The 21,240-nt window shown below is 33.2% G+C and carries 23 protein-coding genes and 1 pseudogene; 11 read left to right on the top strand and 13 right to left on the bottom strand.

The window, feature by feature from the left end:
* Positions 1–25: 25 nt before the first annotated feature.
* From EA412_03980 to EA412_03955, 6 genes are all read left to right on the top strand, one after another.
* Positions 26–340 (top strand): DUF3098 domain-containing protein, encoded by a 315-nt coding sequence (locus EA412_03980; GenBank protein ID TVR80987.1) that lies wholly within the window; start codon positions 26–28, stop codon positions 338–340.
* The gene (locus EA412_03975; GenBank protein TVR80986.1) at positions 337–1,131 is read left to right on the top strand and encodes an undecaprenyl-diphosphate phosphatase; all 795 of its coding nucleotides are present in this window, start codon (positions 337–339) and stop codon (positions 1,129–1,131) included. The genes EA412_03980 and EA412_03975 overlap by 4 nt, the downstream gene beginning before the upstream one ends.
* The gene (gene truB, locus EA412_03970; protein TVR80985.1) at positions 1,113–1,820 is read left to right on the top strand and encodes a tRNA pseudouridine(55) synthase TruB; all 708 of its coding nucleotides are present in this window, start codon (positions 1,113–1,115) and stop codon (positions 1,818–1,820) included. Before EA412_03975 ends, truB begins: the two co-directional genes overlap by 19 nt.
* Positions 1,820–2,752, top strand: a complete 933-nt coding sequence (locus EA412_03965) for a bifunctional riboflavin kinase/FAD synthetase (protein TVR80984.1) — start codon at positions 1,820–1,822, stop codon at positions 2,750–2,752. The genes truB and EA412_03965 overlap by 1 nt, the downstream gene beginning before the upstream one ends.
* 112 nt (positions 2,753–2,864) lie before the next feature.
* Complete coding sequence (locus EA412_03960; GenBank protein ID TVR80983.1) at positions 2,865–3,311, top strand: hypothetical protein; 447 nt, start codon at positions 2,865–2,867, stop codon at positions 3,309–3,311.
* Positions 3,312–3,452: 141 nt separating this feature from the next.
* Positions 3,453–3,782: a hypothetical protein gene (locus EA412_03955; protein ID TVR80982.1), complete on the top strand. Its 330-nt coding sequence runs from the start codon at positions 3,453–3,455 to the stop codon at positions 3,780–3,782.
* A 6-nt stretch (positions 3,783–3,788) separates the two neighbouring features.
* Here the strand turns inward: EA412_03955 and maf are convergent, their stop codons facing one another.
* From maf to EA412_03925, 6 genes are all read right to left on the bottom strand, one after another.
* Positions 3,789–4,370: a septum formation protein Maf gene (maf, locus tag EA412_03950; GenBank protein ID TVR80981.1), complete on the bottom strand. Its 582-nt coding sequence runs from the start codon at positions 4,368–4,370 to the stop codon at positions 3,789–3,791.
* A 1-nt stretch (position 4,371) separates the two neighbouring features.
* Positions 4,372–5,325 carry a prenyltransferase gene (locus tag EA412_03945; protein TVR80980.1) on the bottom strand — a complete coding sequence of 318 codons (954 nt, stop codon included), beginning with the start codon at positions 5,323–5,325 and terminating at the stop codon, positions 4,372–4,374.
* A 38-nt stretch (positions 5,326–5,363) separates the two neighbouring features.
* Positions 5,364–6,158 carry a DUF2520 domain-containing protein gene (locus tag EA412_03940; protein ID TVR80979.1) on the bottom strand — a complete coding sequence of 265 codons (795 nt, stop codon included), beginning with the start codon at positions 6,156–6,158 and terminating at the stop codon, positions 5,364–5,366.
* Positions 6,159–6,214: 56 nt separating this feature from the next.
* Entirely contained in the window at positions 6,215–8,650 is a 2,436-nt protein-coding gene (locus EA412_03935; GenBank protein TVR80978.1) for a cytochrome C biogenesis protein, read from the bottom strand.
* Positions 8,650–9,054: a cytochrome c maturation protein CcmE gene (locus EA412_03930; protein TVR80977.1), complete on the bottom strand. Its 405-nt coding sequence runs from the start codon at positions 9,052–9,054 to the stop codon at positions 8,650–8,652. The genes EA412_03935 and EA412_03930 overlap by 1 nt, the downstream gene beginning before the upstream one ends.
* 185 nt (positions 9,055–9,239) lie before the next feature.
* Complete coding sequence (locus EA412_03925; protein TVR80976.1) at positions 9,240–10,103, bottom strand: bile acid:sodium symporter family protein; 864 nt, start codon at positions 10,101–10,103, stop codon at positions 9,240–9,242.
* Between the two features lie 72 nt (positions 10,104–10,175).
* Between EA412_03925 and EA412_03920 the strand changes: the two genes are divergently transcribed.
* Together EA412_03920 and EA412_03915 are read left to right on the top strand one after the other, a co-directional pair.
* The gene (locus EA412_03920; protein ID TVR80975.1) at positions 10,176–10,838 is read left to right on the top strand and encodes a hypothetical protein; all 663 of its coding nucleotides are present in this window, start codon (positions 10,176–10,178) and stop codon (positions 10,836–10,838) included.
* A gap of 102 nt (positions 10,839–10,940) precedes the next feature.
* Positions 10,941–11,792, top strand: a complete 852-nt coding sequence (locus EA412_03915) for a hypothetical protein (protein ID TVR80974.1) — start codon at positions 10,941–10,943, stop codon at positions 11,790–11,792.
* A 3-nt stretch (positions 11,793–11,795) separates the two neighbouring features.
* On the opposite strand, the gene EA412_03910 is transcribed toward EA412_03915, so the two are convergent.
* Positions 11,796–13,907 (bottom strand): ComEC family competence protein, encoded by a 2,112-nt coding sequence (locus tag EA412_03910; GenBank protein TVR80973.1) that lies wholly within the window; start codon positions 13,905–13,907, stop codon positions 11,796–11,798.
* A 204-nt stretch (positions 13,908–14,111) separates the two neighbouring features.
* On the opposite strand from EA412_03910, the gene EA412_03905 reads away from it, so the two are divergent.
* From EA412_03905 to EA412_03895, 3 genes are all read left to right on the top strand, one after another.
* A complete protein-coding gene (locus EA412_03905) occupies positions 14,112–14,300 on the top strand; it encodes a hypothetical protein (protein TVR80972.1) in 189 nt (62 codons plus the stop codon).
* Between the two features lie 149 nt (positions 14,301–14,449).
* The gene (locus EA412_03900; GenBank protein TVR80971.1) at positions 14,450–14,656 is read left to right on the top strand and encodes a hypothetical protein; all 207 of its coding nucleotides are present in this window, start codon (positions 14,450–14,452) and stop codon (positions 14,654–14,656) included.
* 475 nt (positions 14,657–15,131) lie between these two features.
* Complete coding sequence (locus EA412_03895; GenBank protein ID TVR80970.1) at positions 15,132–15,683, top strand: CAP domain-containing protein; 552 nt, start codon at positions 15,132–15,134, stop codon at positions 15,681–15,683.
* A 68-nt stretch (positions 15,684–15,751) separates the two neighbouring features.
* On the opposite strand, the gene EA412_03890 is transcribed toward EA412_03895, so the two are convergent.
* From EA412_03890 to EA412_03865, 6 genes and pseudogenes are all read right to left on the bottom strand, one after another.
* A complete protein-coding gene (locus EA412_03890; protein ID TVR80969.1) occupies positions 15,752–16,312 on the bottom strand; it encodes an AraC family transcriptional regulator in 561 nt (186 codons plus the stop codon).
* Positions 16,313–16,604: 292 nt separating this feature from the next.
* Positions 16,605–17,924: a class A beta-lactamase-related serine hydrolase gene (locus EA412_03885; GenBank protein TVR80968.1), complete on the bottom strand. Its 1,320-nt coding sequence runs from the start codon at positions 17,922–17,924 to the stop codon at positions 16,605–16,607.
* A 133-nt stretch (positions 17,925–18,057) separates the two neighbouring features.
* Positions 18,058–18,678, bottom strand: a complete 621-nt coding sequence (locus tag EA412_03880; protein TVR80967.1) for a class I SAM-dependent methyltransferase — start codon at positions 18,676–18,678, stop codon at positions 18,058–18,060.
* A 31-nt stretch (positions 18,679–18,709) separates the two neighbouring features.
* Positions 18,710–19,122, bottom strand: a pseudogene (locus EA412_03875) (VOC family protein).
* 61 nt (positions 19,123–19,183) lie between these two features.
* Complete coding sequence (locus EA412_03870) at positions 19,184–19,858, bottom strand: hypothetical protein (protein TVR80966.1); 675 nt, start codon at positions 19,856–19,858, stop codon at positions 19,184–19,186.
* Between the two features lie 374 nt (positions 19,859–20,232).
* Positions 20,233–20,778, bottom strand: a complete 546-nt coding sequence (locus EA412_03865; protein ID TVR80965.1) for a hypothetical protein — start codon at positions 20,776–20,778, stop codon at positions 20,233–20,235.
* Positions 20,779–21,240 lie beyond the last annotated feature (462 nt).

The following is a 21,240-nucleotide window of genomic DNA, read 5'->3' as shown; positions in this document are numbered from 1 at the left end:
AATTAAACGAATAAATGCTTTATAAATGAAAAAAAAGCCACAAATTAAAAAACCCGTAGTTTCGGGCAGATCTAAAAAAACCAAATACGAACCTTTTTTAGATGTTAAAAATTTTTATGTTTTAATAGGCGGAACTTTAGTCATGGGGCTGGGATTCATCCTTATGATTGGAGGTTATAATGATGACCCTAGCTTTTTTAACGAGGCCGGACTATACAGTACCCGTAGAACAGTAGTTTCTCCTATCGTTCTTATTTTAGGTGTTATTATAATTATTTGGGGAATTTTTAAAGATTTTAATCCAACGAAACAGTCCGACAAAGCAGATGTGAGCGCATGAATTGGATTGAGTCAATTTTAATAGGTTTATTGCAAGGTTTTACCGAGTTTTTACCCATCAGCAGCAGTGGTCATATAGAATTGGCTAAAGTGCTGTTAGGGGCAGATATTGAGGAGGGACTTCGGTTTCAAATCATTATTCATATCGCAACTATGATAAGCACACTAGTTGTGTTTAGAAAAGATATTTTCCTGATTTTTAAAGACCTGCTGCAATTTAAGAAAACAGATGACAGTTTATTTGCCTTAAAAATACTTTTATCAATGATTCCTTTGGGAATCGTGTATTATTTGTTTGGCAGTCAGGCGGAAGAATTGTTTGAAGGAAGGGCTTTTTGGGTTGGTGCAATGTTGTTAGTTACCGGATCATTAATGTTTGCAACCTTAAAAATGAGTGGCAAAGACAAAAAAATCACCTTTTTAATGGCAATTATAATTGGTTTATTTCAGGCTGCAGCCATAATACCCGGTATTTCCCGTTCAGGAGCAACCCTGGCAGCCGCATTATTTATGGGCGCACAAAAGGATCAGGCTACCCGATTTTCATTTCTTATGATTATTCCTCCAATGCTTGGTGCAACTTTATTACAGTTTAAAGAATTGTCAGATGCCGGATTTACTGCAAGCCACGAAAATAATATGCTTGCAATAGCTTTCATAGCGGCACTTGTTTCAGGAATTGTTGCTTGCAAGTGGATGATTAATATTGTCCGCAAAGGAAATCTTTTTTACTTTGGAATCTATTGCTTTGCAATAGGAATAATAGCGATGATATGGTCTTCCCAGATTTAGATACTTTGAAAGAAGGCGCAACCCTTTTAATAGACAAACCCTACGAATGGACATCCTTTGATGTTGTAAATCTGATTAAAAGAAGAACTAAAGCCAAAACAGGGCACGCAGGAACACTCGATCCGCTTGCTACCGGATTGGTTATCTTATGTACCGGTAAGTTTACCAAAAAGCTTCAGGAGTTTAGTGAATTGGGGAAAACCTATGAGGGTATCATTTATCTGGGAGCGCACAGACCCTCTTATGACAGGGAAACAGAAATTGAAAGTACAAATGACATAAGCGGCATAACAGAAGAACAAATTCAGGAATCTGCAAAAACTTTTATCGGTGAGCAACTTCAGATGCCTCCGATCTTCTCTGCTATAAAAAAAGATGGAATAAGGGCTTACAAAAAAGCCAGAAAAGGTGAACATATAGAAATGACAGCCAGAAAAATAAACATTATCGATTTTGTGATAAAAAAAGTTGAACTGCCAATGGTGCATTTTGAAGTAAGCTGCTCTAAAGGCACTTATATCAGAAGCCTTGCCTTTGATTTTGGAAAAAGTTTGAATAGTAAAGCTTACTTACATGAACTCAGGCGCACCAAGATTGGTTTGTATGATGTGAAAAATGCTTTTACCGTTGAAGAATGTATAGAAAGCATCGCAGATCAAAAAATGAAACAAAATAACAAACCGGACTGATGCGCGTATTCAGAGATTTAATGTCCCTACCCAAATTTAAAAATGGTATACTGACAGTAGGTACTTTTGATGGTGTTCATTTTGGACATAAAGCTATTATCAGGCAAATGCAGGAAGCTGCTCAAAAAATTTCCGGAGAAACTATTTTGCTTACCTTTCATCCGCATCCCAGAATTGTGCTTAACCAAAAAGGGGATAAAATAAAGCTTATCCAAACTATTGAAGAGAAAACAGAGATTCTTAAACAATTTGGGCTTGATAATTTAATCATAGTACCTTTTACAAAAAGTTTTTCGGATATGCTGCCTGAAGATTATGTGAGAAATTTCCTTTACAATAATATTAAGCCGCATACTGTCATCATTGGATACGATCACCGTTTCGGGAAAAACCGTTCCGGAGGGATAGAGACTTTTAACTCCCTATCGAAAGAATTAGATTTTAAGGTTGAAGAAATTTCAGCCAAAATGATAGATGATATCACTGTTAGCTCAACAAAAATAAGAAATGCATTGCTTCAGGGAGAAATTGAAAAAGCAAACGAACTTTTAGGGCATAACTTTTCTATTAACGGAAAGGTAATCGACGGTAAAAAAATTGGCAGAACTATCGGCTTCCCAACCGCCAATTTAACTGTAGAAAACGAACATAAACTCATACCGGCAAATGGAGTCTATGCTGTAAATGTCAAAACAGGTTCATCATCTAACGCATACAAGGGAATGGCAAATATTGGCCTGAGACCAACCTTTAACAATGGCTCAAAAAGTATTGAGGTGCATATTTTTGAATTTAATAAAGACATTTACAATCAAAAGCTAAAAGTGGAATTCATTTCTTTTATCAGAAATGAGATAAAGTTTAATAATTCCGAAGAGCTCCGTCAACAATTAGAAATAGATGCGGAAATAGCTAAAAAGTTATTGTATTAAATAGTCTGCCCCCTGATTTATTTATATCTATTTTTTTCATAAATTAGAGGACTGAATTTTTCAAAACTAATCGAATGCTGTATTTAGAATTTTAATAAGTAAAAATAAAATAATGAAATACTTCCTTCTCTCACTTTTTACTTTTTTAAGTGTAAATACTTTTGCTCAATATGATGGTGAAAGCCTGCAGGATTTAATGTTTACAGAAAACTGGTTTACAGATATTGAAGAAGCAGCCAAAAATCCGGAAAAGGTCTGGTATTTAGATTTAGGATTACAAAAGAAAAGAAATTTCCCGGAGGAGATTTTTACTTTTAAAAATTTAAAAAGACTTTATTTAGCTTACAATTATTATGATAAAATCCCCGACCAAATTGCTGAATTGCAAAATCTTGAAATTTTAGACTTAAGCGGGAATTATTACTTAAATAACTTACCTGATGGACTTTGGGAATTAAAAAATCTGGAAACGCTTATTATAAAAGATAACCGACTTACTTCAAGCTCAATCCAAAAAGCTAAGCAAAAACTCGAGAATACAGAAATCGTTTTAGAGTAGTGTTTCTAAAAGGCTAATGTGTTTTTTAAAACTTAATTTTTGCCAATTATGAATATGCAATTCTCATTTTCTATATATTCATTTTGATAAAATTTATATATTTTTACAAAATATAATTCTCAAATCTAAAATATCTACATTATGCATTTTAGTCCACATATTGCAATTCAGGTTCGAGAGTATGAGAAGGCCGTTGTTTTTTTCAAAGACTTCTTAAAAATGGAAATTAAAAGTTATCATGCCAATGAAACGCACTTCAAACTCAATAATATTAACTTTTACATTGAGAATAATCCTGCATGTCGCACCTATTTCGAATTTTTTACCTCAGAAATGGAAAGTACTATTAAAGAATTAGAAGCATCCGGTTGCCAAGCAAGAGAAACTAAAACTCCTGAAAACAAAAAGAGCTATTTAGTCTATACACCATTCGGATTTAACTTTCATTTATGGGAAAAAGAAAGTGAATAAACTTGTTTAAACCCAGCTTTGCAAATGTTTATTCAAAGCATTAACCGGTAAGCCTACAACATTATAATAGCAGCCCTCTATTTTTTCAATTCCTAAAAGTCCAATAGCTTCCTGTATTGCATAAGAACCTGCTTTGTCATAGGGTTCATAAGAATCTACATAGTTTTCAATTAGCTTATCCGTTAATTTAGAAAAGTAAACATTTGTAGTTTCACTAAAACGCACTTCTTTTCCATTTGGTGAAAGCAAGGCTATTCCACTTACTACCTGATGCATTTCACCGGAAAAATCTTTCAGCATTTGAACAGCATTATCCCTGCTTAGGGGCTTCCCATAAATTTTATTATTCAAAATCACGACGGTATCTGCTGCTATATACACCTCCCCTTTTTTGTGCATCTCCTTAAAAGGCTGCAACTTCAATCCCGCCAAATACTCAGGAACTTCTAAAACAGGATAATCCGGGGGAATAACTTCTTCTGCGGGAGAAGGCCTGACTTCAACTTTAAAGCCTGACTGTTCCAATAACATTTTTCGTCTTGGCGATGCTGAAGCTAAAACAATTCTATAAGGGTAATCTAAATTCATATTAAATAATAAACTGAAAAACCGGCATAGATAAAATACCTGCAAGCATTACAAATTTCACAATATTGCTCATGACTTGAAAATCTGCGGCTTTATCAGCTCTGCGTAGTTTGTATAAAATATAAACCATGGGAAGCTGAATGAAAATAAAGATATAAAGAAACCGGCCTTGCTGTATTTCATAATACTGAGTATCTAAATATTGAAGCTGTATAAAGCCAATTAAAGCAATTTGTATTACAATTAATACCGCGACAATCAATTTCGTTTTGGGGATACCAATCTTAATAGGTAAAGTTTCACATCCAAATGCAATATCCCCTTGCATATCCTGTAAATCCTTTATAATTTCTCTAACTAATGAAACCCAAAAAGCAAAAAAGGCATAAGCAACAACTGTATACAAAACCGGAAGGGCTATATACCGTATTCCAAGAATTTCCAAATCTAATAGTTTGGGCTCAAATAACACAACCATTAACAAAATCAAGCCTGTTAAAAATGAAACGATAAAATTCCCAATGAGTGCTTGTTTTTTATAAGTAGTCGAATAAAACCAAAGTAAACCGGCAACAACCGGAAAAATAATGGAAAGGCTGAAATTGCCAATTATATAAGAGAGATAAATACCCGATATAACACCCAACACACTCAAAATAACATGAGCTTTCATAGCTGTTTTTCGGCTGATATTATTATCGATAAAAACCTTTTTAGGTTTGTTTAAGTAATCGATTTTTACATCAAAATAATCATTTATAACATAACCACCTGCTGCGATTAATACCGTTGATAGTACTAAAAGTGAAAAGTTTAAAAAATTTAGTGTGGGTTCTATATTATAAATCTCAAATGCCGGTAAGATAATAGCATATCTGACTAAAAACTGAGCCAACACTATAAACAATAAGTTTAAAGGTCTGATTATTTTAAAAAACCCAATAAAAGAAGCCATTTATATAATTTTCACAAAATTAAGTATTAAAAAGATATTTATAGTTGACTTGAATTGTCTTTTATGCGTAAGCGGATACTTTTTGTTAACATTTCATAAACTTCAGAAAGATTATGATCCTTTTCCAGTAATTTCAGATGCTCTCTGATTATTTCCTTGTCATTTCTGATGGCAGGTCCGGTTTGAGGCAATTGTTTTTTAGTAAAATCCGGTATATTTAGAGTTTTTTTTATCAGGGGTGCAATCAGATTTGGGTTTAAATCATTTATTTTCAATAACTGAGCAGCTTCATTTATCAAAAAGGTGGTGAAGTTATTACTTAAAACCCCTGAAAGATGCAATACCTTTCTTTGTTTCTCTGTAATTTCAAATGCTTCAGCAGACAAAGAAAAAGCTATATTACTAAGTAATTGATAACTCTCTTCTTTAGAAGCATAAATCCCAACAGGTATTCCCTTAAATGGATTTCCTTCATCTGTTTTATGGATAGATTGGAATGGATAAAACACAGCGTAATCAGCTGAGCACTCTGCTAATAAATTATCCGGAAGAGTACCGGAAGTGTGAACAGCAAGTACATCTTTTTTAAATTTGATTCTTTTACAAAATTCAGCTGTGGCTGTATCTGATAAAGCAAAGAAAACTATCCCTTGCATTTTTTCTATATCAGATATCTTATCCGTTACGACAGCTCCTGTCAGAGTTTGTATTTCATTAGCATTCTCTTTCTTCCTTGCATAAACACTTTGAATAGAATAGCCTGAATTTGTAAGCTGAACAGCTAATACCTGAGCAACATTTCCATTACCTAATATGTGGATTAAGGGTTTCACTATTTTTTTTAGATTCTTTTAAAATGAAAAGTCTAAAATACAAATAGAAAAACAGTTTACGCAGACTTAAGCTTTCTTTGATCCCTTCTGTTGTCTGTATATCTTTTTATCCAACTTAGTAAAAAGCCCAGCAGCATGAGAATACATCCCAGCCAAAGTAAATTTATGTAAGGGAAAATCATAGCTTTCATGATGATAAAATCATTTTCGAAATCTTCCTCCCAAAAAGCTATCACAAACTTCTCTTCTTCCGGTAATACATCCTGTAAACGAATTTGTATACTTAAAGGCATCACCTCGTCTTCTACAAAAATCACTCTGTTACCTCTAATCACAAATAAAGGCTCGGCCAGGTATTCAGCACCTTCCAAAGTTCGAAAACGTATTCTTGCACCGATAGGTAAATCTCCGCTAATCTTTTCATAATTAGGATGCGTAGGTTGCGGGTTTATATTTTCCAGTATGGCAAAACTTCTAGCTGTAAAAAAAGTATCTCCCAGCGAAATTTTTATTTCTTCCCATTCATCTTTCAGTTCTTCAATTTTTGTTTTGTCGGGAACTGAAGTAACATGCGTAAAAATATCACGGGTAAGGTAATGCCTGGTTGAAGGGTTAGAAATCAAGCCACCCATCTCCGGATTTATCTGAGCATTCGGAAACAAATTAAACTCTTCTAAAACCTGACCTGTCTCTTTATCTATTCGCTTGTAATTAACTTTATAATAGATATTCGGCCCCGAAGTACTGTCTCCTAAATATGTTACTTCATATGGTCCCATAGGAACAGGCATATCCCTTCTTAAAAGTATGTTTTTTAATTTACTTTCGTCATCAAAGCTATCTCCAAAATCAATTCCGCTTCTGTTTAGTGAAATTACTTCATTATTATAATTAGAAATCAAAACCCCGAGGATTAAGAAACCAAACCCAAGGTGAGCTACACTGCCACCCGAAACAAGGATTTTTCCCTTTATCACTTTTATCATGTAGTGAAGATTCCCAACTATAGCATAAATAGCTGCGAATAAAAGCAACAAATAATCCGGACCGGAAATGCGGGCTCCTATTGCAATTAAGACAGTTAAAATGGTACTAATCAAAATTCCTATGGCAATACTTTTAGTTGCTTTTGATGCACTCGTTTTCTTGTAACGCAAAAACTGTGTAAAACCAGTAAAAATCAGAACAATAATACCCACCCATATTTGTATAGAATTATAGTGTCCTATAACATCCGTTGGGGGAGCCCAGTTAGTACCAAAAATTGCATTAAAAACCGGAATTGATGTTGTAATTGTTATTTGAACAGAAGCCAGAATCAACACGAGTATACCCACAAACATCCAAAACTCACGACTTGAAAACTTTTCTTCATCTTTTTTCTCCGGTAGCTCTTTCCAACGGTAAATCAATAAAGCAATACCCATTATCAGAAATACAAAAATAAAGGTCAACAACTGACCGGACATACCCAAATCGGTGAAAGAATGTACTGAAGTATCACCTAAAATACCACTACGGGTTAAAAATGACGAATAAAGAATGAGAATAAAAGTGATGATTAAGAGTACGAAGGTGCTTTTTAAGGCATATCCGCTGCTTTTGTAAATTACTAATGCATGTATTCCTGCTATAATAGTCAGCCAGGGTACTAAAGAAGCATTCTCCACAGGATCCCAGGCCCAGAAACCACCAAAACTCAAAGATTCATATGCCCAGGCACCACCCATTAAAATCCCCATTCCCAGAGAAAAAGAAGTAAATATAGCCCATGGCAAAACCGGCTTTACCCAACTTTTATAATCTCTTCTCCAAAGCGCAGCTATAGAGTAGGCAAAGGGAACAACAGATGCAGCAAAGCCAACAAACAAGACGGGCGGATGAATAACCATCCAATAATTCTGCAATAAGGGGTTCAGACCGTTACCATCTTCTATAAAGTCAAGATAATTTGCCAAAGCAAAGATTGGAGCATCCATTTCTTCTCTTAAAAGTATAAATGGATTACTGCCCACCTTATAATCAAACACATGGATTCCAAGAAGCATAGAAGCTAATATAAGCTGAGTGATAGCTACTACCATCATTACAGGAGCTTCCCACTTTTTTGTGGAAAAAATTAATACAAAGCCAAGAATTACATGCCAAAAAGACCAAAGTAGAAAACTGCCTTCCTGTCCTTCCCAAAAACAGGCAAGTAGGTACTGCTTTGGCAACTCGAGAGATGAGTGCTTCCAAACATAAATATATTCAAAATGATGATTATTAATAAGATAAAAAAGTACACCAACTATACCAAAAACACCAATTCCGTGGAGACCAAATCCAATTCTGCCCAACCACTTCCAGCTATTTTTTTGGTCTTCGACCTCAGACTTTTCACTAAAAAAATAAGAAACAGCCGCAAATAAGGCTGCTACAAAAGCCAGAACAACAAAAAATCGTCCTAAATAACCCGGCATTAAAGCCTCTCCAGCGTATTGAATATCCATTAATAAGATGCTTTAACCTCTGTAAATTCAAACTCGTCTTCAATATATTTTGACGGGCATTTCATTAAAATTTTTGAAGCATGAAACTTTTCACCTACCATTTTGCCTGTCAAAACAATCTCTTCAGTCATTTCAAAATCCTGGGGCTTAGTTCCTCTGAAAACTACCTGTCTTTCATCTCCTGCTCTATCTTTCATCCAAAAAGAAAATAAATTCGCATCGGTTAAGGGATCATAATGCATTTGATCTTCTTTTATCAATTCACCCACTACATGAAATTCTCTGCCATCTTCGGAATGTGCATCAGCAAATACGGCATATCTACTAAAATCCCCTACCATTGTAATTATAACTCCCATAGAGGCAGCAATCATGAGTAGAGCGATAATATGCATTTTTTTCATTCTAATTATTTTTATGCATTTTGGCAATTATTGTTTAAAAAGTAAGCGTTTTCGTTTGCTTAGAATATAAATGCTAATTGCAAAATTTTATTTTAAAACCATCAAACAATCGAACACAAAATTACATTTTTCTGTTCAGAAAAACCTATGTTTTAAATGTATTTAAATAAAGCCTATAATTGTTTTTACTTACGAATCTTAACAGAAAAAATAAAAATAGAAGCTGTTCCGCTGATAAACATGAACAAGCTGTAAATTGCAGGAACTATAGAGAAAACTTCCTGCTCCAAAATAGTTAGGGCGATATAAATTGCAAGCGTTCCGTTTTGAATACCGGACTCTATACTGATAGTAGCACTATCCTTAAAATTGCCAAAAAAAATAGTGCATAAATAAAAGCCAATTAGCATAGTAGAAATGTTCAAAATAATGACCGGCAAACCAACTTTTACAAAAGCATCTGCAATAATTGCATGATTGGCTAATATAGCACCAAAAATAACTACAGCCAGTATTAGGGCAGAAAATATTTTCACCGGTTTTTCCAGTCTATTTACTAAATATAAATTGCGTTTACGAATAAACATACCTATAATAACGGGCAAAACAACTATGAAAAAAATCTGAAGAACTGTGTCTTTAAAATTAATTTGAACAGTTCTGTCCAGACCTAAAAAATAATCTAAAGAAAACTCCAGTATTAAGGGGATACTTAAAACTATAATCAAACTGCTAAAAGCTGTAAGAGTTATTGACAGCGCCGTATTGCCTTTTGCCAGATGAGTTATCAGATTGGAAGTAGCGCCACCGGGACAGCATGCCAGAATCATCATTCCCACAGCAAACTCCGGGGGCATAGCAAACAAAATAGCAATGCTAAAAGCTATCACCGGCAGCAATATCAATTGATTTAGCAACCCTAATAAAACTAATCCGGGATAACCGGCTATTCGTTTAAAATCTTTAAGCTCAAGGGACATCCCCATTCCTAGCATGATAATTGCTAATGAAAAAGGTAATAAAAGTGTGGTAATAATACTTTCCTGCATAATTTTAATAGACAATAATAAAATTTTTTAGTTAATTGCGGCTTATTGTAAACAAGTAAGTAATGAATAAAAATGAAAATCAAGCTTAATCACCTTCAGACTACCAAAACAGCCCGTTATTATACCCTGGGTAGTTTATCTACCGCTAAAGAAATTTGGTTAGTATTGCATGGGTATGGACAACTCGCTGAAGAATTTATTCAAAATTTCAAATGGATTCAGCATAAAGACAGGTATATTGTTGCTCCGGAAGGCTTGAGCCGATTTTATTTAAAAGGCGGAAAAGGCAAAGCTGTAGCAAGTTGGATGACAAAAGAAGACAGGGAAAATGAAATAAATGACTACAGAATTTATCTGGATAATTTGTTAAAAACCCTAATTGCAAATTTAAAAAATAAACCGGACATTATAATACTGGGATTTTCTCAGGGAGCAGCTACTGCTATGAGATTTAACCTCTCTACCAAAAGAAAAATAAAACAACTGATACTTTGGTCCGGCAGTCTGGCTTATGATATCAACTGGAACAAAGCGGTGAAGTTATTTAATGAAAAAACTACGCTTACGATTGTAGGTGGAATGGAGGATAATATACTTCCTGAGTCATTAATTCAGTTAGAAAAAGAAAGCTTGCAAAAAAAAGATATCCCATTCAAATATCTGCAACATCCCGGAAAACACGAAATACATGCCGGAGCATTGGCTAAAATAATTATGCAAAATGAAAACTTATAATCATGTTGCATTTAACTTAATTTAAAAAACTTAATATCAGATTTCGGTATAATTTTTGGAACTGTGTTTTTTTAGTTAGTTTTATACATTAAATTAAATCCTATGAATTTACGTAATATTTGTTTGTTGATGTTCTCAGTATTTCTTTTTACAGCCTGTAACAAAGACAAAGACGAGCCCATGCTGAACTTTATTTTTGTGTTTGATGAAAATCAGCAAAGATTAGATAATTTAGGTCAACCATCTCCTATTCCGGATGGACATGCAGCACAAACCCCACAGATTGAAACTATGGCTGCTCATTATATTGAGCTGACTCCTACCATGTTTACTCAAATTGGAGAAGGAGAAGTCGTATATCAAAGTCATGATACAGAAAAAGGTGGTAGCCTGGCAATTGAATTTAATAAATTAAATTTTGCCGGAAACAATGAAGTGTTTTTTTCTATTCCACTCAAAGATGTTAAAAACGGAAACTATGATTATATAAGGGTTTCTTTAGCATATCAAAAATTTGATGTGGCTTTAAGTGCTATGAATATCAATCTTACAGGTACTTTGGCATCCTTTTTAGGCTATAATAACTATCTGGAAGAAATAAAAATAAAAGATGAAAAAATGAACGTTTATGGAAACAGGTCTCAAGGTTTTTGGGCATTTGAAACGACTTTTTCTGTTGATTCCGGTTCTGCTCCGGTTACAACTGTACCTAATCCATTAGCCGCCACCTCCCCTATACCTCCCGGATCTTGCCTGGTAACCGGTATTTTTGCTGAAACTTTAAGTATTAGCGGAAATGAAACAAATGATATAGACGTGTATGTTTCTCTATCTGTTAATAACAGCTTTGAATGGGTTGACAATAATGATAATGGCATTTGGGAACCCCTTGAAGGCGAATTCGTTGTCGACATGGGAATAAGAGGTATGAAACCATACTTTATCAAAAGGTAATTCCTAATTATTAAATATTGTCAGTTTATTTTTTTCAGGAAAAAAAGTAATGGCACCGGAGAGGTTTGTAAAATGACAGGGCCAATCATTTTCATTGCATATTTCCTGCCAGCTAAGTGAACGGAAATAACTAAATGTGGACGAAAAGATGATTTTTTGAGGTATTTTGTTATCAACTATTTGATTTATGGGTAAGCGGTTTACCGGTCCGACAATCAGCAAATCTATTTCCGGCAATAAGCTTAAATCATAAGTGTTGTAAAATACGCTGTCAAAAAGTAAAACATTATAACCGGCAAAAGTAAATAGCTGATTTTTATCCGTTACTTTTTGATGAAATTTATCTGATACTCCACCTTTCATCACTGCCGGGAAAACATTAAAATCGTAGGCCTGACATTCCTCCGGATTTGTATATGCAAATAAATAGCTTACTTTACCTTTGCGAACTTCTAACCAAAATTGCGACCCGGTGTCATAAACTCTCAAAAAAGTATTGTTTTCGGCAAGCTTGTCACTGGAGAGTCTTCCGGTTTGGAAAAGCATGAGAGCAACAAAAAACAAAACTAAAGCCGGTTTAAATGAAAAAGTAAACATTCTGTATAAAATAAACAGCATGCCTATAAATAAAAAAGGCTCCCAGGGTAGAAGGATGATATTTTCAGTTACAGAATAAGGAAGTTGCCGAATTTGAAAAACACTCGCATTCAAAGCAGAAACCAGCAATTTTAAAACAAATCCGACCGCTTCCCCTATCCAGATAAGCGGATGAAACAGAAAAAATAGCATTCCTGTATATAAAATCAAACTGGCTGCAGGAATTACAATCAGGTTTGTCAGAATAAAATAGTTTGGAAAAATATTGAAAAAGTAAAGACTGATTGGAGCTGTACCCAATTGAGCAGCAATAGAAACTGTAGTAAGCGCCCATGCTTTATCGGCAATTACATTATTAAACTGAAAAATTGAATACAGTTTCGGTTGAAAAGCTATGATAGAAATTACCGCGGAATAAGAAAGTTGAAAACCAATTGAAAACAATAAAGCCGGATCTATAATCATAAGAAACAATGCGCTACCGGCTATAGTATTGTAAATAGAGGATTTTCCGGAAACTAAAGTAGCTATGGTTATCATCGTAAACATAGTGGAAGCTCTTCGAACAGAGGGTGCTAAACCCGTCAATACTGCAAACAACCAAATTAAGCTGATTATTATCAAAGCCCGGATTAGGTTTCCGTATTTAAATCGGGTTAAAAAAGAGGTGAAGTATTTAAAAAAGATAAAGATGATTCCAACGTGTAAGCCAGAAACAGCAAGTATATGCATAGCTCCGGAAGCCGCATATGCCTCTCTTAATTCCGGATCAATATTATCTCTATATCCTAATAATAAAGCAGATGCAACAGCCAAATCTACGGAACTATCAAAAACATTTTCTAATTGATTTAAAAGGTATTTCCTTAAAGACAAAATTCGGTAAATAATGGACTTTTTCTGAGGTTGGATTTCGGGAGTTAAAAATTGATTTTCATTTAAAAACATTTGATAATAAACTCCCTGAGAGGCCATGAATTTGTGAAAGTCAAAATTATGAGGATTTGTAGGCTTTGGAATAGATTGAAAATCAGCATTTGCAATCATCAACTCTCCCGGAGCAGGCAATCCTGAAGTATCTGATTTAGAAACATATAAAAGAACCTTTCCACTGGTATTTATAAATACAGAATCTCTATAAACAGCATGAACCTCTGCTACAGTTCTATAACTTCTGGCTCTTTCTGACCAAAGTTCAGTTATCTTTAGTAAAAGCATGTCTTCTTTCTCATAAACTTCGGGGAAATAGTTTCTCTTAGACTCGGGTTTTACTAACTGACTAATAGTACAGGCAGTAAAAAATAAAAACATACTTAAAAATAATCCCGGCAAAAACCTCCATTTAAAATTCAGCTCTGAACGGCGGGAAACAAAATGAAAAATGACGAATGAAACTAAAAGAAAAAACAGTAATGATATTAATAATTTAAAATCAATTATGGCAAAAGAAGAAACAATAATACCGGCAATAAACGGTATTATCATCCTGATTAAAGGATTTTCCCTTGCAAAATGCATAAAAGAATATTTTTCTTGTTATAAAGCTAAACACTAATATAAATATTTTTTACTTTAATTCAATATAATATGTTACTTTCTTTGATAAAATAAAAATTAATTATAAGAAATTTACCTAAAAGCTTTGGTTAATTATATTAAATATTGATATTTGGTGCATTATTAACCAAATTAATTAATTAAACCATGAAGAATTTAAAGTTAATGTTAGGTGCTGTTGCACTTTTAGGTCTTAGTATGACTGCTTGCAAAAAAGACTACACTTGCACCTGTGAAGATGCTACAGGAGAACGCGTTGTTGTAGGTGAATTCGAAAATGTAAGCAAAAGTGATGCTGAAGAATCTTGTGAATCAGTTGAGTCTATTTTTTACTCCAACTGTGAGATTGATTAAGCTCATTAAGATTATGTATTAAAAAAGGCCCTTTGAAATTCAAAGGGCCTTTTTGTTTAACATAATTCAAAAAAACAAACTAATTATCATCAAAAAACATAATTTTTTTTATATTTGGAATATTATTAACAAAATTAATAAAACAAACCATGAAGAATTTAAAGTTAATGTTAGGTGCAGTCGCTCTATTAGGTCTTAGTATGACTGCTTGTAAAAAAGATTACACTTGCACCTGTGAAGATGGCACAGGAGAACGCGTAGTTGTTGGCGAATTTGAAAATGCTAATAAAAGTGATGCTGAAGATGCTTGTGAAGCGTTTGAATCTATTTTGTATTCAAATTGTGAGTTGGACTAAAATCATTCTTAAAATTAAAAATTTAAAAGTCTTATGTTCTACATAAGACTTTTTTTATTGTTTATAAATTTATTTTAGTCCTTTTAAAAAAAATAATTTCCGGAATAGTTATATTTTTAGTTAAATAATAAAGCAAACCATGAAGAAGTTAAAATTAACGTTAGTTGCCTTTGCACTATTGGTACTTAGTATGACTGCTTGTGTAAAAGAAGAAGTTTATGAATGTACCTGTGATACTTTGGCAGGTGAAATCACTTTTGACCTTGTGAAAACAAGTGTAAGCGAAGCAGAGGCAGCTTGTAACGAACAAGAAAATAATGCGGGATATAACAGTTACGAGTTAGATTAGAATCTTACTACTAATAGAAACAACTCAACTTGTAGATATTTTTAAAATGTTTTGATTAATTAATCCCTAAGTACGATTAGTTTTTGTTTTATCGTTTATAGTTTGAAACATCATAATCGTTTTTTCATGAAAATCTTTAAAATCAAACTATTCACTTTTTGTTTTATTTTTATATCCTGCTTTTCTTACATTCAAGCACAATCACTTTCTGAAGAGGAAATGAAACTTTATAATGGCTTGATGGAGTATAGAGAGAGCAAAGGCTTGCCAAATATACCATTATCAAAATCGCTTACTTATGTAGCGCAGACCCATGTTCAGGATTTAGTTTATAATAAACCGGATAAAAAACCTTGTAACCCACACAGTTGGTCAGATAAAGGCAAATGGAGTTCTTGCTGTTATACGGACGATCATACAAAAGCAAAATGTATGTGGGACAAACCTCGTGAGCTGACTTCTTATACCGGAGATGGTTATGAAATTGCCGCCGGCTCAAACGATTGTTGCAGTGACTTTAAGATGACAGCCGATGTGGCTTTAGAGGGATGGAAAAATAGCCCCGGTCATAATTCAGTAATTGTAAATGATGGCATTTGGGAAAATCAATGGAACGCCATTGGAGTCGGTTTATATAAGGGATTTGCTGTTGTGTGGTTTGGAGAAGAGTATGATTAAAAGTGTTTGCTTAGAAATACTAAAAGTTTAACTGAAAAATCTAAAACCTCATTTTACATTTAAAATATTTACATATTTTCAAGATTTTCGGTTCTTTTGCTCTTTAATAGTTTATAAAAAGAAGGAGAAAGTCCCGTTATCTTTTTAAATTGGTTAGAAAGGTGTGCTACACTGCTGTAATGCATTTTGTAAGATATCTCAGTAAGATTTAACTCTTCATAGAGCATCAGTTCTTTAACTTTTTCAATTTTATGAATAATTATGAATTGCTGAATAGTAATTCCCCTTACTTCAGCAAAGGTATTTGCTAAATATGTATAATCATAATTCAATTTTTTGCTAATATAATCTGAATATTTTTCTTTTGGCAACTCATCTGAATTGTGAATCATTTCTGTAATCACATTTTTTATTTTTTCAATTAAAATGCTTTTTTTATCATCCAGTAATTCAAGACCGGATTTTAACAGACTCTCTTTCAATTGCTGTCGCTGCTCTGTTGATACTTCGTCCAAAATTTCAACCATTCCTAATTCTATAATTACATTTAGAAATCCAAGCTTTTCCAGTTCTTCTTTTACCATCATTTTGCATCGCAAACTGACCATATATTTTATGTATAATTTCATTTCTAAATCTCCTAATTTCCTTAGGCAGAGGATTACGTTTTCTTAATACCTGCTTTGTGATGAATTCTACTAAATATACGAATTAATGTTCGACTCTGTATAGGTTTATCTAAAAGACTTGAAGAAGAATGTTCTTAAAAATTTAACTCTTAAATCTATCTTATATATTTAGTATTAGTATAGTATTTTTTAAAGATTAACTTTTTACTTCAAGTTATTATCGATATTCATTTTGACTCTTTTCTGCTTTCAAAAGAATTAATAGATTTTCTAATGCCAAAAAGTACCTAAATTACTCCTTTACAAAAGGGAACTCTCCCCCGCCCTGCTTTAGAATGAGTATATTTTCAGATGGGTTAAACTCTATAACCACCCCGGCAGGATCAAACTTGAATTTATCTTTTTTCATAGCTTCAAGCGGAAATGAAGATTGTCCGGTTGCCTGTGCAATAAGAGTGTTACTTTCTTTGATAATGGTTATTTTCAATTGCAATTGCACAGAAGAATAAACTCCTAAATATTGTTCTAAATCTTCCGCATTTACTTCATAAGTATTGAATTCAGGTATATCATAGGGTCTATTGAAAATTGCACTTAAAACAGCAATAGAAATATCATTATTGTTAAAATTTGTTCCATTAGAAACCAGTGCATAAGAAATATTCCCTTCAGGAAAGTAACTGAATACAGAGGTGAAGCCGTCTATCCCACCGGTATGCCCCAAACCGATATAATCATAAAACGGAATTTGAAATAATCCGATACCAAAATTATCTTTTAACGTTTTCATTTGTTTAAGACTTTCCGCCTTAAGTAGTTTTCCGCTAAACAAAGCATCGCTAAATTTAACTACATCAGCAGCTGTGGATATGATACCTCCGGCACCTAAGGGGATTGAAATATCAGTTTCTGTTTCCGGCTCCCAATGTCCGGTAAAACGGTAAGAATAGCTTTCATTATTCTGTATATTAATCGGCCCGCCCAAAAAAGTATTTTCAAGCTGAATTGGACTTGTAATATACTCCTCCAACAACTCAGCATATGATTTTTCAAATACTTTCTCCAAAATAAAAGTCAAAAGCAAATAATTGGAATTACTGTAATCTGCTTTTGCATCCGGTTCAAAATCACTGCCTCCCTTAGTTATAATTTCTACTAATTCTGATTCTGTTTTTTCAACCGTATTCCAGGTCAAAAAATCTTCATCATTCGTAAAATTAAAAATTCCGCTTCTGTGATAAAGCAAGTGCTCAATGGTAATTTTTTCAGCATTTTTAATGCCCGGGAAAAACTTTTCTATAGTCTGATTAAGGTTTAATTTTTTCTTTTCAATTGCTTTTAAAACTAAAACAGCTGTAAACGTCTTTGAAATTGAGCCAATTCTGTACTTCGTATTTTCGTTTGCCTCAATTTTGTTTTCGTAATCGGCAAATCCAATTGTGTTTGAGTAAATGATATTCCCATTTTTTGAAACTGCTACACTACCCATAAAGCGATTATTGCTTTCCAGTGCCTCAAAATAACTGTCCAGCTTAGCCTTATCAAGCTCTTGAGCAAAAACTGACAGGTTTAAAAGTCCAAGCATGAAGCTTAAAGAAATGATTCTTTTCATTTTATTTGTTTTAAAAAAAGGAAGAATGAGCTTGTCATAATTGCCAAACAGTAATTCTCAGCAAAATTAAGTACTTTTTTTTATGTTTTAAATGATATATACAGAAATCAATGCAAAGTGCTCCTTTAGTCACCTAAACCTTTTTAAAACTACAAAACACAAAATTCTGAGTAGTATCAAATGGTGTTTTGTGGTCAACAGTAATGCATTTTATTTTCTCAAAAAACTTTCCAAACCTTTCAGTCAAAGTGTTTTCAGTGTATTGCTTTATTTCAATCCCACTGCACTTTTTTGGACCCTTTTCAGAAAAAGTACCAACTACTAAAATACCCGAAGTGTTGATATACTGTTGAGCAGTTTGCAGATAATTTGAAATGTCATTTTCATTAGTTAAAAAATGAAATGCAGCTCGGTCGTGCCAAAAATCATATTTTTCCGCAGGTTGAAAATTCGCTGCATCTGCTACTACCCATTTAACTTTATTTGCATGATTCCCAAGCCTTTTTTTTGCTCTGTTGATTGCTGCCTCTGAAATGTCAAGAACCGTAAGATCCAGATGCCCCAAATCAAGTAAATGATCAACTAAAAAACTATCGCCGCCACCAATATCAATAATTTTAGCAGATATCGAAACATTAAGTTCTTTTAAAAAATCAAGTGAAGTCTCCGGGGTGGGTTGAAACCAGCTTACCTCTTTAAGTTCTTTAGTTTTATATATATTTTCCCAATGTTTTTTTCGGTCGAATTTTTCTATTTCTGTTGATTTTTCTTGAATATAATTCAGTTTATTTTGTATTCTTTTTACCTATTTCAGAAGAAACTTTTTCATAGGGCTGCCATAGTTCAATTTTACTTCCTTCAGCATCTATTATGTGAACAAACTTACCAAACTCAAGAGGTTCAATCTCATCACTTATATTCACTCCGTTTGCACTCAGCTTTTATACTTATCCTTCAATATTTTGAACTCTGGAGTTAATCATAAATTCCTTTTGGGAAGGGGCTAAATACTCACTCCCACTCGTAAAAGGGATCCTTAGAGATAATTAATTTCATCGGGTCTGTTTGTATTTCTGAATTCAAAACTTTAGACCCACTCATTTACTTCAAGTCCTAGGTTTTTCGCATACAACTCCTTAATATCAATCGGATTGTCTAAAAAAGAAAATCTTACTGATACTGAAAAAGAAGTCTTGATTTTACCATTTTATATAAAAAAAACCGGCTGCAAAAAGTTTTGCAGCCGATCATTTTATCATTTATGCGCTTGGATCAAATGGTAAAGAAGACTTATGAACGATGATGCGTAAATTTCCGTCTTTACCTTTTTTGAAAACCCAGGTTTTGTCAACCATTACTTCATTCCCATCTTTATCTTTAACCCAAACATTTCCCATTGTGATGGCTACAGGACCGTAAATTTGAATACCTTCATTCATTTCTCCTGCATTATCGTAGCGGGCTTCTACCCAAGGTTTTAAAGCAAACCCCTTATCATCAGGATAATTGGGGTCTCCACCAATAAAGTATGCCAAAGCTCCTGCTTTATCGTTTCTAAAAGTTTGATCGCCATGAGCAAGTGTTGGCTTGAAAAACACTTTTCCTTGATCATAATTATAAGCGTCATTTAATACTTGCTTTGCAAAAGCTCTGTAATCACCACCTTCTGTATATAACCTGCCAATTTCAACAAGTGCATCACACCAGGCCTGCTGAGCTGCATTCACTTCCTCATAGGTAATAATATCCTGTGCTCCTTCTACTACGTAATCTAAATCCAGTTCATCTATGACTTTTTGGACTTCATCATCTGTTTGTTTTACTGATTGACCGGCTTCGTCTCTTACTTCTTCCGTTCTTTCTGTAGCTTCTTCACAAGAAGTCATAAAAAAACTAAAAACTAAAACGCCTAATACCAATTTGATACTCTTCATAATATAAATATTTAATTATAATGCCTACTTCTTTATCATACGGATTTCGGCTTTTCCGTTAACTCAAACAATGCTTTGTTTAAATATAGTAAAACTAAAATTGTATAAAAAAACAATTCCGTGTTTCATACAAACTTATTAAAAATATCTCTATTTTTTAAGTGTTTGGTTAACTTTCTGCTGTGAAAATATCAGGATGAAGTAAAATTAGACCTTAACCCATACCTTAATATGAATGCTAAGTTATTTTGCTTTGATAATAAAAATTTAAATAAAGGTTTAAATAAATAGCCGTTATTTTAATTTGTGCTTAAAATAGTTGTGAATATTACAACGAAAAAGAACAAATTTTAAGCTGCTTTACTACCATATATTTATTTTTTAAATACATACTTCATTATAACTCCCCAGATAATTGCCGGAAAAGTTGGGATAGTACTTAGCCATTTTAATGACGTAAAAAAGGAAAATATACCGCTACCAGTTTCATTAATTTTAGGATATGTTGTCAACATTGTAATTATTCCTATGTTTTCTATTGTATCTGAAAACATCATTATAATGGGAAAAATAAATAAAATCTTTGCAGCCTTTGGTTTATAATTTTTATACAATATTATTATTAATGCAGCATAAACATAACCATAGACAAAAGCATAAGGCACATCAAAAACTAATATCAACCAAAAATAGACATTGCGTCCAATTGCACCCAGCATCTCAAAATTATACAAAACAGTTGCTGCATCATAACTGAATCTTAAATCGAGTATATATTTTTCAGAAAAATTATTCTCCGGAAATAAGGTAGAGAAATAAGGGAATACCAGTAAATTGATGATAAAAATAATTACAATTCCAAAAATCAAAACTGTTTTTGAAGAAGTCCTATCTATAAAATTATATAAGTTTTCAATCACGAACTACATCAGTTTTTAGTTTTACTAAATAAATTTTCTTTAGGATGTTTTTCATACCTAAGTATATTTTTACAAAGTAAAACTAAAAATCCATATGATGTGGCTTCCTTTTTATTTATTAAAAAAAAAATATGTAATTAGGTTAAAAATGATTTGCACCTTCTGGTCTAAGCGCCACCTTAGACCTCTTTAGAAAGCATCTTTTTCATCTATAAACCTCAATTAAAAGCGGGAATATATAATTTTTCTCTTTTATCTTTTTTCTTGATAAAAAAGATAGAAAAAAATCAAGGGCTGTGAGACCTTGTCCTAATAAAACCTACGAAAACCTACACTATCACGACAAAACTCGCTACGCTATTCGCTGAAAATTTTCCAAATTTTCAGATAGCTGTGCTTCAGACAGTTGTCGTGATTGCGTTCCGGTTTTCTTGTTTTATTGGACAATCCCTCAAGGCCCGA

This window comes from Chitinophagaceae bacterium, assembly GCA_007695095.1.
Classification (GTDB): Bacteria; Bacteroidota; Bacteroidia; order Chitinophagales; family REEL01; genus REEL01.
The sequence above is the reverse complement of the archived record's forward strand: the minus strand, read 5'-3'. Positions and strand labels throughout refer to the sequence as shown.